The organism is Citrobacter sp. ABFQG (assembly GCF_004322975.1).
Classification (GTDB): Bacteria; Pseudomonadota; Gammaproteobacteria; order Enterobacterales; family Enterobacteriaceae; genus Citrobacter; species Citrobacter freundii.
Window position 1 is genome coordinate 1,749,819 of the sequence record NZ_CP036435.1, and the last position, 12,488, is coordinate 1,762,306.

The 12,488-nt window shown below is 51.0% G+C and carries 12 protein-coding genes and 1 pseudogene; 2 read left to right on the forward strand and 11 right to left on the reverse strand.

Annotation, left to right across the window (positions count from 1 at the left end; translation table 11 throughout):
• Positions 1–50: 50 nt before the first annotated feature.
• From WN16_RS08470 to WN16_RS08485, 4 genes and pseudogenes are all read right to left on the reverse strand, one after another.
• On the reverse strand, positions 51–1,232 hold the full coding sequence (locus tag WN16_RS08470; protein WP_016149639.1) for a MalY/PatB family protein: 1,182 nt from the start codon (positions 1,230–1,232) through the stop codon (positions 51–53).
• 12 nt (positions 1,233–1,244) lie between these two features.
• Positions 1,245–2,696 carry a Na+/H+ antiporter NhaC gene (nhaC, locus tag WN16_RS08475; protein ID WP_044699245.1) on the reverse strand — a complete coding sequence of 484 codons (1,452 nt, stop codon included), beginning with the start codon at positions 2,694–2,696 and terminating at the stop codon, positions 1,245–1,247.
• Between the two features lie 225 nt (positions 2,697–2,921).
• Positions 2,922–3,854 (reverse strand): annotated as a pseudogene (locus tag WN16_RS08480) (LacI family DNA-binding transcriptional regulator); the annotation flags it as partial.
• Between the two features lie 167 nt (positions 3,855–4,021).
• The gene (locus tag WN16_RS08485) at positions 4,022–4,471 is read right to left on the reverse strand and encodes a GNAT family N-acetyltransferase (protein ID WP_003838738.1); all 450 of its coding nucleotides are present in this window, start codon (positions 4,469–4,471) and stop codon (positions 4,022–4,024) included.
• Between the two features lie 123 nt (positions 4,472–4,594).
• On the opposite strand from WN16_RS08485, the gene WN16_RS08490 reads away from it, so the two are divergent.
• A complete protein-coding gene (locus WN16_RS08490; RefSeq protein WP_044699246.1) occupies positions 4,595–6,064 on the forward strand; it encodes a PLP-dependent aminotransferase family protein in 1,470 nt (489 codons plus the stop codon).
• A gap of 192 nt (positions 6,065–6,256) precedes the next feature.
• Positions 6,257–6,970, forward strand: a complete 714-nt coding sequence (locus WN16_RS08495) for a GNAT family protein (RefSeq protein ID WP_044699247.1) — start codon at positions 6,257–6,259, stop codon at positions 6,968–6,970.
• A gap of 52 nt (positions 6,971–7,022) precedes the next feature.
• Here the strand turns inward: WN16_RS08495 and cbdX are convergent, their stop codons facing one another.
• From cbdX to hyaC, 7 genes are all read right to left on the reverse strand, one after another.
• Positions 7,023–7,112 carry a cytochrome bd-II oxidase subunit CbdX gene (cbdX, locus tag WN16_RS08500; RefSeq protein WP_003838732.1) on the reverse strand — a complete coding sequence of 30 codons (90 nt, stop codon included), beginning with the start codon at positions 7,110–7,112 and terminating at the stop codon, positions 7,023–7,025.
• 13 nt (positions 7,113–7,125) lie between these two features.
• Positions 7,126–8,262, reverse strand: coding sequence for a cytochrome d ubiquinol oxidase subunit II (gene appB, locus WN16_RS08505; RefSeq protein WP_003838730.1), 1,137 nt, complete (start codon positions 8,260–8,262; stop codon positions 7,126–7,128).
• An 11-nt stretch (positions 8,263–8,273) separates the two neighbouring features.
• Positions 8,274–9,818, reverse strand: a complete 1,545-nt coding sequence (appC, locus tag WN16_RS08510; RefSeq protein ID WP_044699249.1) for a cytochrome bd-II oxidase subunit 1 — start codon at positions 9,816–9,818, stop codon at positions 8,274–8,276.
• Positions 9,819–9,906: 88 nt separating this feature from the next.
• Positions 9,907–10,764, reverse strand: coding sequence for a hydrogenase expression/formation protein (locus WN16_RS08515; protein ID WP_044699251.1), 858 nt, complete (start codon positions 10,762–10,764; stop codon positions 9,907–9,909).
• The gene (gene hyaE, locus WN16_RS08520; RefSeq protein WP_016149647.1) at positions 10,761–11,165 is read right to left on the reverse strand and encodes a hydrogenase-1 operon protein HyaE; all 405 of its coding nucleotides are present in this window, start codon (positions 11,163–11,165) and stop codon (positions 10,761–10,763) included. Before hyaE ends, WN16_RS08515 begins: the two co-directional genes overlap by 4 nt.
• Positions 11,166–11,170: 5 nt before the next feature.
• The gene (gene hyaD / locus WN16_RS08525; RefSeq protein WP_003838722.1) at positions 11,171–11,752 is read right to left on the reverse strand and encodes a hydrogenase 1 maturation protease; all 582 of its coding nucleotides are present in this window, start codon (positions 11,750–11,752) and stop codon (positions 11,171–11,173) included.
• Complete coding sequence (hyaC, locus tag WN16_RS08530; RefSeq protein ID WP_044699252.1) at positions 11,749–12,483, reverse strand: Ni/Fe-hydrogenase b-type cytochrome subunit; 735 nt, start codon at positions 12,481–12,483, stop codon at positions 11,749–11,751. The genes hyaD and hyaC overlap by 4 nt, the downstream gene beginning before the upstream one ends.
• Positions 12,484–12,488: the final 5 nt, after the last annotated feature.

Below are 12,488 nucleotides of genomic sequence, written 5' to 3' on the forward strand. Positions count from 1 at the left end.
GATAATATCGAGCGGCCCTGCGCCAGGGCCGATTCGTTTACTGAGCAGATTTAGCAAGATGTAAATGCAATACGCTTCAACCCCTCTACCGCTTTTTCGAGGTAGGCGCGTGGACATCCCATGTTCAGGCGGATAAAACCTTTTCCAGCAGGACCAAAGCTATTTCCCATTGAAGGCGCAATACCGGTAACATCAAGCATTACCCATTTGAGCTGCTCATCATCCAGTCCAAGCGCTTTGCAATCTATCCACAGTAGATAAGTTGCCTGGGAAGGAACAACCCGAGCCCACGGGAGATGTTCATCAATTTGTTGAATAAACCAGCGTCGATTTTCAGCCAGATAGCCAAGTAACTCGTCTAACCATGGTGCACCATGTTGCCATGCTGCCGTACTCGCTTCGACGGATAGCGCATTGAATACATCCAGCCCATGTGCATCCAGACGGTGTAAAAAGTGTTCACGCAATGCCGGTGCCGGTATCAGAAAATTAGCAATACGCAATGTCGACAAACCAAACGTTTTACTGGCTGAAGTGGCTGAAATTACACGCGAATGCCAGCGTTCTCCCAGATGCAGAACTGAAGTAAATTGTTCTCCAGGAAGCAATAAATCTGCCCATATTTCATCAGACAGCAACGTCACATCATAGGTTTCGCACAGCGTAAGTAGCTGTTCCAGCTCCTGTACAGACCAACAACGGCCGGTTGGATTATGCGGATTACATAAAATCATCAACGGTGGACGTTCAGTCCGGAATAACATTTCCAGGTGAGCAAAATCCATTTGATAACCGGTAGCCGGGTCCTCATACAACGGATTTTCCAGCAACTGTCTGCCGTTCAAAGAGATAATTTTAGCGAATGAGCCATAATAAGGCCCCTGAACGACTACGCCTTCACCGGGTTGGCTCAGCATTTGTACGAGTAGCGATAATCCCGGAACAACACCTTCAATACTGCAGATCCATTCTTGCTTGATTTCCAGCTGATGCCGGGTTGAGAGCCATGAGATTAATGAATCAAAGTAGCTTTGTGGCCGTTCGCTGTAACCAAAAATACCGTGCCCGACGCGGTGAGTTAAAGCCTCCTGAACAGCGGGCGGGCAAGTAAAGTCAAAATCAGACACCCACATTGGCAACAGTTGATGTGTATCCTCGCCGAAATATCGCGCCATAAAGTCCCATTTCAGCGAGGCGGTATCGTGGCGATCGATAATCTTATTAAAATCCATTACATGCTCTCCCTATTCTGTTGCCGTAATATTTTTTTCTGTTTCTGTCACTGATGGCGCCTTCGCAATACCGATTCCCGTGAAGCCGTAAATCAAGGCGAAGAAGATTGCGGCATAGCACTGAATCGCCCATGGCAATAAATCCAGTGTGCTCACTCCTAATGTTGTGGCCATATAAACTCCGGCGGCGGTCCATGGCAACAACGGCTCAATGACGGTGCCAGCGTCTTCAATTGTGCGGGACAGATTTTTGGTATCCAGTCCCATGCGGCGGTATGCGTCTTTAAATAATTCAGCTGGAACCAGAAGAGCCAGCTTGCCGTCGCTTGTCGCTCCGGTAACAAGAAGGGTGGTACCAATGGTTGCCGCAATTAACTGACCGACGCTGTGAATGACCGTCAGTAAGCGGTTAATGATAATGTTGAGTGCGCCCGTTAACGTTAAGGCACCGGCAAAAGAAAATGCGCAAAATACCAGAAGAATAGTGCTCATCATTGAGAACATTCCGCCACGGTTCAGCAGGCGCGGAACATCAGCAATAATGCCCTCACTCCCTTGCGGGAACATAGTAATGTTGAACCCATCTATAAAGGCATCCAGCCCCTGCTTGATGCTGAGTCCTTGCATGACAACGCCCAGAATCAGGGCTAATACGCATGCGCTCAGCATTAAAGGAATGACCGGCTTTTTACGAACCGCGCCCCACAACACAATAACCGGTGGCAAAATCAGAATGATATTGAAGTGGTATAGCGACTCCAGAGCGTTGACAATATCGGTAACCCGTTGCGGCGTGGCGACCTCGCCGAGCATATTGCTGTGGCCCGCAATAAGATAAACCACGGCAGCAAGCAGAAAGCTGGGAATAGTGGTCCACAATAAGTGCTGGATATGCTCGAAAAGGGTGGTATCTGCGACAATAGCCGCAAAGTTGGTGGAGTCTGACAGCGGCGATATCTTGTCACCGAAGTAAGCGCCAGAAACAACGGCACCTGCCGCTGCTGCCAATGAGACATCCAGTCCGGCGGCAACCCCCATCAGCGCTACGCCAACCGTTCCGGCGGAACCCCAGGAGGTTCCGGTACACACCGATACGACGCTGGTCAAAAAGAACGCAGCGATGAGAATGTATTCGGGGCTGATGAGTTTAAGCCCCCAGTACACCATGTAAGGGATGGTGCCGCTGAACATCCATGTACCAATCAGGCCGCCAACACAGATAAGAATCATGATAACCGGCATTGCTTTGGCGAGTTTATCCACCACCGAATTAATGATGTCTTCCCAGCAATACCCTTGCCACCAGGCCATGCCCGCGGCGACTGCAGCAGAACAAAGCAATAAAGGTTCAATACGTAGCCCCATGATGCCGTAGCCAATCATTAACAGCAGTAGCATGGCTAAAATAGGGATCACTGCCAGTCCAAATGAGAGTGCTTTTTTCTGATTTTGAGAGGCATTCATTCATGAATCTCCAGTCTGTAAGGTCGCTCAAGAGTAGAGAACACTCTTTTGTCTGACTGTGATCGTTCATTGGCCCTCATGTAAGCGATTACATGAGGGCGCTAAATTTGAAGTTAATCACAACTCAGGGGCTTGACGATTTACGCATTGATTTCAGAGAGAGGGGGGAAGAACAGAATCGCGGATCACCAGCTCTGCAGTGAAACTATTCACGCTGGGACGCTAAGTTGCGCCCTTAAAAAGCTGTATCGCCAGCTGCGAAGCGCAGCGAGCCATGCGCTCAACGGGATAATGCATTGTTGTGAGTGCTGGGTAGAGATAGCGGGCCATCACCACATCATCAAATCCAACAATCGAAAGCTGTTGCGGAAGTGTAATTCCCTGCTGATGGAGGATGCGCATAATCCCGGCGGCCATCACATCATTAAACGTCACCGCTGCGGTGAAAGGAATGCCGCAATTAAGCAGCTGATGTGCAGCGCGTTCGCCACCTTCTTCATTAAAGGGTACGCTAATCACCCAATTTTTATCTGGCGTAATACCATATTCAGCCAGCGCCTGGCGATAACCTTCCAGCCGCTCACGGCGATCGATAATCGGTAAGTCACTTGTCACGCAGGCAATACAACGGTGTCCTTGCTCCAGGAGATGTAGCGTGGCTGTTTTAGCTGCTTGACTATTTTCCAGCCACACGCAGCGATTGGCCATCCCGGCAATATAGCGATTTATGACCACCATGGCAGGAAAATGAGCGGCATATCGCAACAGTTCCTTTTCAGACAGTCTACTGGCATGGACCACAATAGCTTCGCAGCCCTGGTTTATCAGGAAATCGAGTCCTGATTTCTCCATTCCTTCATCGTGACCGCCGCTGCATACCATCAGCCGAAATTGCTGCTGGCGTGATACTTCTTCCACGCCTCGTGCAAGCCTGGCAAAAAAGGGATCGGCAAGATTGCCGGTCAATAACCCGAGCATGTCACCGCTGCGTTTCGCTAATGCAATAGCGGCAGCATTGCGATGATAGTTCAGTTCGCGCATGGCTTTTTCAACACGCTCACGCGTCACGGGTTCAACCCATGCGGTTTGATTAATAACACGTGAAACTGTTGCGGTGGACACTCCCGCTGACTCTGCAACATCTTTTATCGTTGCCATGCTGGCTCTTTACCTTTTTAATACTTAAGAATTTGCTTATCGCTGGTTTTTTTCCTTATCTTATTCAGGTTGGGAGGATTTGTCACCGATACATCCTCTGAGTATATCTACTCAGAGGCTTATTTTTAGTATTTAATTATTCAATACTATCCTGAGTATTATTATACTTACATACGATATTCGATCATCCCGCTCTTTTTGGCCACCCAGTCATACAGACGTTGCCCACGGAGATTGGTTTCATGCGTATGCCAGTATAATCTTGACGCGTGATGTTTTTTGGCTTGTTGTTGGACATATTCGATAAGTTGTTTACCGATGTGTTGGCCGCGTACATCTTCGCTAACAAATAAATCTTCGAGATAGCAATAGTTTGATTCTGCCCAGGTTGAGCGGTGAAAGAGATAATGAACCAGCCCCACTATTTTCCCATCATATTTTGCAACAGCACAATAAACAGGTTCGCTCGGGGTAAAGAAACGCTCCCACGTTAATTTTGTTACTTCATCTGAAATTATAGTGCGGTAAAATGTTTGATAGTTTATCCATAAAGGAAGCCAGCTGGCGTAGTCTTTTTGTTCTGCACTTTCAATAGTAACGGCATTCATGTTAATCATATATATCCTGATATTTTATACGAGTAATGTGTTAGTATGATGATACTAAGAATTTTATAAAATCTCGTAAAGAGACACTTTCGATATATTGATAGGATCCACTTTAGTATAAAGGTTAATACAATGAAGAAAAACAATGCGCCTTTATTTCAAGGATTTGTTTTAGGAAAAGGTGCGGTTAAGGAGCAGGTTTACCACATCCTCCGCGATCACATCCTCGAAGGGCGATTGCCGCCAGGAACAAAAATGCCGTCAACCAGGGCGTTGTCCGAAATGATGTCAATTTCACGAAACTCAGCGATCGCCGGTTATGACCGGCTATTAGATGAAGGGTATATCCTGACTCGTAAAGGGTCTGGAACGTATGTCTCACATCATATTCCGGATCGGAGTATCAGCAATAGCTATCCAGAGATGGCGTTGGTGGACGTCGTATCGCCTGATGAGCAGGTTCACAGCCGAAATAATCCTGCTCGCGATTTATGGTCAAATGAGTATGAAGGGCGCGGCATGAACCGTCTATTTGCGGTTGGTGTCGGGTGTACGGATCTCTTCCCGCATGGGTTATGGGGAAAGCTACTGCAACGAGTCTGGAGACAATCCCGGCATCAACTGGGAGCCCACACTCATCCTTGCGGGTACCTTCCTTTGAGAAAAGCGGTTTGCCGCTACATTAAAACAACGCGTGGAGTGAACTGTAACGAAGATCAAATAATCATCGTAAATGGTATTCAGCAGGCATTGAACATTACTGCACGAGCATTGCTGTCGGCAGGAAATGATGTTTGGCTGGACGACCCTGGTTACAAAGGCGCCCGCGGAACCTTCATGTCTGTTGGTGCTATGGTGAGGCCGGTACCGGTAGATAGCGAAGGAATGAACGTCCGCTATGGTATTGATCATTTTCCTGACGCTAAGCTGGCCTATGTCGTCCCGTCGGATCAATATCCATTAAGTGGAACGTTGAGTTTATCCCGGCGTTTTGAGTTGCTGGAATGGGCGAAGTCGAATCAGGCATGGATATTTGAAGATGATTATAATAGTGAGTTCCGTTATGCCGACCGTTCTTTACAAGCTCTGCAAGGATTAGATCAGAATCAACGCGTAATCTATGCCGGAACATTTTCTAAAATGATGTACCCGGAATTCCGTTTAGGTTTTTTAGTTGTTCCGCCGGGTTTACAAGAACAGATTATGGTGACCAAATATTATTCCGATCTCGGTACCAGTTATCTTGAACAAGCAGTGATGGCAAATTTTATTGAGGAGGGGCACTATGCCAGTCATGTGCGTCGAATTCGCAAAGCATGCTATGAAAGAAGAACTGCGTTGGTCAATGCTATTCAATACTATCTTGCTGATAAAATGATTATTCAACCTTCAGACTCAGGCGTTCATATCGTATGTTGGTTGCAAAATGGGATGACTGGGAGTGAAGTTGAAGAGAAAGCCAGATTACTAGGGATGGGAATACTATCGCTAAGTCGTTATTACCAGAGCGATGTCTCACGACAGGGGATTTTGATTGGTTTTGCAAATCATCCGGTAGAGGCAATTGTTGATGGGATTCGCCGTCTGGCTCAGGTTATTTAACTTATAATTTATTCAGCTCTTAGCATTAATGCAGTAAATACGTTTCTTTTGCTACGTGTAAAAATGTTGCGCCTGTTTTTTGTACTATTAAATAGTGTGGATCTGTTAAAAACACGCATTGTGGTTCTTTTGGACTGTCCAGTTTGATCATACTCTGCGCTGGTTTAGCCCTGTTTTGTAAGAGGTATGGATATGTCGGGCATCTTTAATCAATTTCATCAACCCGTTGGTATGACTTTGTCTGACTGGAAAGGCGCACCCTTTCCACAGGCTCAGCAAATTACAGGTCGCTATTGTAAGCTTGAACGTATTAACGCCGAACGCCATGCAAAAGAGTTGTATGAAGCGTACAGCGAAGCAAGCGATTGTCGTGACTGGACATATCTCGCGGTCGGGCCTTTTGAGACCTTCGATACCTTCCTGGATTATGTAAAAAAGATGGAAGAACAGACCGATCCGATGCATTTTGCTGTGATCGATTTAACCAGTATGAAACCTGTTGGTACGTTTGCACTGATGCGGATTGATCCCTCAAATGGCGTGATCGAGGTTGGCCATGTTTCCTACTCCGTACGCATGAAACGTTCGCGAATCTCAACAGAAGTCATCTCATTGCTTTTAAAGTACGTTTTTGAGGATCTGGGCTATCGCCGTTTTGAATGGAAATGCGATGCTCTCAATGCTCCTTCCCGTGAGGCGGCGGAGCGCTTTGGCTTCAGTTTTGAAGGCATATTTCGTCAGGCTGTCGTCACGCGGGGGCGTAATCGAGATACCGCATGGTACTCAATCATTGACGGTGAGTACCCGTCACTTCGACCGGCCTACGATATGTGGCTCGATGAGCGTAATTTCGATAATCAGGGACGGCAGATTAGGCGTCTTGGCGAGCTGATGGAAAGGGGATAAAAAAGCTCCCCGAATAAACCGGGGAGCCAGAAAGCGTAGCGCCCGTGTAGAATTATCTCTGCCGCGACTCAAGCCAGACCAGCGCCAGCGTGGAGAGTCCGCACATCAGCAGAATGCCGACAAACCAAAACAGATACCACATCGTACAGTCCTCCTTAATAAAGTTCGTGGTTGTGGCGGCGGATCGTTTCTACATTGATGCGCCCGAGCATTTTGTAATAACTCCACACGGTATAAAGCAGAACGATCGGTAGAAAAATCAGCACAATAACCAGCATGATACTGAGTGTCATCTGGCTGGAGGTGCTGTCCCACACCGTCAGGCTGGAGAGCGGATACGCGCTTGAAGGCATCACAAACGGAAACAGGGTGATTCCAGCGGTGAAGATCACGCAGGCCTGGCCCAGTGAAGCAAACAAAAATCCCCATACGGCCCGACGCTGTCCGCAGGCATAGATCGCGAGCATCGGGAAAATCATGCCAAGCAGCGGAATAATTAACAGCAGTGGTGACTGATAAAAGTGCGCCATCCACGCGCCCGGCGAGGTAGTTACTGCTTTTAATAACGGGTTGGAAGGACCATTAGGATCCTGGCTTAGCAACACATAGCCATCGATACCCGTCCATAGCCAGTAACCGGCTAACAGAAAGCAGAGCACGACCAGCATCGCGCTGCGGCGGGTAGCAGACAGCGCACGTTGGTGAAGAATGCCGTCGGTCTTCAACTGGAGCCACACGCCCCCTTGCAGAATAACCAGCATCAGGCTTAATGCGCCGCACAGCAGGGCAAAGGGTGAGAGTAACTGCCAGAAGGTGCCCAGGTATTGCACATGAAGCTGTGGTGTGAAGATAAAAGGCACGCCCAAAAACAAGTTACCGAACGCGACGCCGAAGATAACTGGAGGGACCAGACTGCCAATCACCAACCCGGTATCCCACATGGCGCGCCAGCGTGCATTGGCTATTTTTCCACGATAATCAAAGGCCAACGGGCGAAAGAAAAGGGCGCACAGCACCAGAATCATCGCCACATAAAACCCTGAAAATGCCGCGGCATAGACCCGCGGCCAGGCCGCGAATAATGCACCGCCCGCCAGAATGAGCCACACCTGGTTACCTTCCCAGTGCGCTCCGACGCTATTGATTAGTACCCGACGCTCATCATCGTTACGCGCGATCAGCGGCAACAGGCAGCCAACCCCCATATCAAACCCGTCGGTGACCATAAATGCCACCAGGATGATGCCAATCAGCAGCCACCAGATGAGCCGCAACGTTTCATAATCCAACATGATTATCTCCTTTATCCCTGTTGTTGCGTTGGTTGTTGGTTATGCATTGCATCCGGGCCAAGGCGCGCGTATTTCTGCATCAGGTAGACTTCGGCAATTAAAAACAAGGTGTAAAGCGTGAGAATTAGCCCCATGGAGAAGGCCAGTTGGCCTGCGCTTAACGCGGAGTGGGCGTACCAGGTCGGCAAAATATCCTGAATCGCCCACGGCTGGCGGCCAAACTCCGTCATAAACCAGCCCGCTTCAATGGCAATCCACGGTAGCGGCAAGCTCCACAGCGTCATGTGCAGTACCCAGCGATGCTGGTCGATACGCCAGCGTAAGGTCTGTATCAGCGCAATCGCCATCACCAGCAGCAGAAGTGAACCGCATGCAATCATGATGCGAAAACTCCAGAATACCGGTGCTACTTGCGGGATCGCACCGCGTTGCGCGGCCTGATATTGCTCCGGAGTGACATGGTTCATATCAGGCGCGTAGTTCGCCAGCAGGATGCCGTAACCCAGATCTTTCTCCACAGCGTGAAAAGCGTTCAGCACCTGAGGCGTGCGGTTACCTTTGGCGATTTCCTGCATCAGCAGCCACGCTTCCCGACCTCGTTGCAGGCGGGGGAGAGCATCCTCCATCAGATTTTTCAGCCCCGGAACCGGCGTGTCTAAAGAGTGCGTGGCCAGGATGCCCAGCAGAGCCGGTATCTTCACAGCAAAGGCGTTACGTTCTTGCTCCTGCTGCGGCCAGGCGATGACATGAAAGGGCGCGGGTGCCGGTTCGGTTTGCCATTCGCCTTCCATTGCCGCCAGTTTTACCGGCTGGCGTTGGGCAACCTCATAGGCTGAGCTATCACCCAGTTGTAGAGTGCCGAGGATAGCCAGCGTGCCAAAAACGGAACCCACCGCGAAGGAACGCCGGGCGAACTCGCGATTGCGACCGCGCAGCAAATACCAGGCGCTGATGGACATCACAAACATGGCGCCGGTGACATAACCGGACATCACGGTATGCACAAATTTCACCTGGCTGATGGGGTTAAAGACCAGCTCGCTAAAGCTGCTCATCTCCATACGCAGGGTATCAATATTAAAGTGAGCGCCGGTTGGATATTGCATCCAGCCGTTGGCGTTGAGGATCCACAGGGCCGAGATATTGGAACCAAACGCGACCAGCCAGGTGACCATCAGGTGTTGGTATTTGGTTAAGCGCTGCCAGCCGAAGAAGAACAGACCAACAAACGTGGATTCGAGGAAGAAGGCCAGCAGGGCTTCCATTGCCAGAGGCGCGCCAAAAATATCGCCCACATAGTTAGAATAGAGCGACCAGTTAGTACCGAACTGAAACTCCATGGTCAGGCCGGTTGCCACGCCGAGCGCAAAGTTAATCCCGAATAACTTACCCCAGAAACGCGTCATGTCGCGGTAGACTGTTTTGCCCGTCACCACATAAATGGTTTCCATGATGGCCAGCATAAAAATTAGCCCCAGCGTCAGGGGAACAAACAGAAAATGGTACAGCGCGGTCAGCGCAAACTGCCAACGCGATAAGTCAATGACGTCCCACATGCGAACTCCATCAGGCATTAGAGAGTGAATAGATAAGGAAGAAAACGCCAGACCCGCAGCATAAAAGCATGCGGGCCGGGAGAGAGGGTCAGGCCGGTGGACCGGATGCCAGCCAGCCGCAGACTTCATCCAGACGCTGGAGCGAGTTGCGAAGATCTTCCGGCGCAGCCTGCACCAGTTCCGGTAATGGACAGATCTCATAACTTTCGAGCAGAAGCCCTTTCAGGGTATCCAGACAGCGCACATGCCAGACATGGCGCAGCGCCGTGGAATCGATCTGGCTCTCGCCGTAGCCGATGGTGCGGATCTGGATGCGCCCTTCGCCACATAATCGAGCAAGAAACAGGCGATCCGCATCGCTAATCGGCAGTTGGGTGAGGTTAATACTATGGGGTTGCAAGGCCGGATCGCGCACGTGCGCCAGCAGTTCCTGAGCCAGCGTCAGGCCATTCATTAGCCCGTCCACTGGCGGGGGCAACAGGCTGTCGTCCGGCAGTGTATTGAACGTTGCTGCCAGCCACAGCGCCCGCGGCGCACTGCCTGCTTCCAGATGCTCCTCCCACTGCCCGTTGTCATTCTGACAACGCACCCGCCAGATACCGCAGAAAATCGACTCCTGGATCTCGCTCGCTCTACCGTCAGCATGCTGGATGCGTATTGAAACTTCGCCTTCGCCGAGCAGCGTATTCAAAAACGTGAGATCGTCTGCGTTGAGCGCGGATAAATCCCATCCCAGCACGTCTTGTTTGGCGGGAGTGCGCCTCCTGAGCTGCTGGCGCACATCGGCTAACAATGTCATCACCGCCGGACTGTGCGGACAGTTTTCCAGTGATGCCATGCTGGGGTCGCTGTTGACCTGGCAGGTGAGGGGCAAAGGATTCATGCTGAAGCTGTCATCGTCCGGCTGCGTTCCCGGCCCCAGCAGATGAAAAAAAGTGTCGCTCATCGTTCAGACTCCGGCGGCGTGCGTGGTTCAACTAAGGGGCGCATCAGGTTGAGCAGGTCGGCCCACGGGTGGATGCCGCTGAGAATGCCGCTCAGTTCGCCGTGGATAAACACTAGTGTGGCCGGGAAGCGGAATACGCCAAAACGATCGCCAATCGCCTCGCTATGCTCGAGATCCGCCATGGCGATGTGCCAGTCAAACTGGGGAAACTCGCGGAGCAACTCGGCAATCATCACCGGATTATCGCTGACTTCCGGTGTACGGCGGGGATCGCTACTGAGTAACACCACACCGTCGCGAACGTGGGTTATCCAGTCATCCAGTTCGGGCGCGGTTAGCGGCTGCCAGCCTCGTGCCAGCATACGTTGCCATAGAGCAGGAAAAGGGTTGTCATTCAACATGTTGCTTATCTCTCCAGCGTTACGCGATACTGGCGAATATGCACGCCTTCATAGTTTTCCATCGACAGGCATTCATAGTTCAGGCAACGCGTTTCATCGTTGGTCTGTGGCACAATCCCCCACGCAGCCAGTTGCGTAAGTGCGGCCTGCTCCGCCGCCGGAAGCTGAGCACGCGCGATGTCGGTCAAGCTGCCGCCATAGTCGTCCAGCTGTACCGGTTGAAGTCCTACAAGGGCGATGTGCGGGGGCAGATGGCCGCGAATGTCCGCCAGCGCCAGCACTTCGGAGAAACTGTTCTGATGCAGACTCATTTTTTTGGCGCTGAGGTAACTGGGGACTTTTTCACCGGCGTAGGTTTGCAGGGTGCCCGGCGCGAGACCGTAGTCGATGGCGTCCAGCAACAGCAGATGACTGGCCTGCTCAACGTAGCCCAGCAGATTCAGCCCCTGCGTGCCGCCGTCGACGATCTCAACGTATTCCGGCCAGTGATAATGGGCGTACAGGCGTTCGGCGACGCGAATGCCAAAGCCTTCATCTGCCCACAGCAGGTTGCCTAGACCCATCACGATGACGTGTGGTTCGCTCATGACGCCTCCTTGTCGTGCTGACCTTTGGGAAATTTGTGGCTACGGTAGCCATTGACCATGGTGGAGATGACGGTATCGTCAGACATGATGTCCTCACGAATCGCCATATACACATGGCCTACGATGAAGGCGGCGATGAACCACATCCCCAACCGATGCCAGCTGTGGATATCGAGAGAGTTCCCACCGGTCCAGTAGAAAAACTCCGTCACATAGCGGAAAGGGGTAAAAATGGCGTATTGGCTATGTTCGCTGTATAAGGCAAAACCGGTCAGGATCATAAAAACGGAAAGCAGGAAATAACCGAACATCGCCGCCTGCGCGATGGGGTTATGACCGATATCATCTCCCGGTTTTTTTTCCAGAAACAGATACCAGCGCACCACCGAAAACGCGCCTCGCCACCAGCTGCGCCGCCAGACCGGCACGATAAACAACTCGCGTGAATAGCGGTTACCGACAAAGGCCCAGTAAATGCGCATCAGCAGGATCACCGTGAATACCATGGCGGCGGAGAAATGTATCAGCCGGATGTCGCCCATATAGAACAGATAAGTGGCCTCACCGCTGACCGACGGCAGCGGTCGACCAATGAAGTATCCGGTCACCATCAACACCAACATGCAGCCCACCGTCAGCCAGTGCCACAAGCGTACAGGCGCTTCAAACACATAGTGGCTGATAGCGGTATCACGCGCCTCCCCGACGCGTGGGGATGTTTTTCCAGTCATCGTTC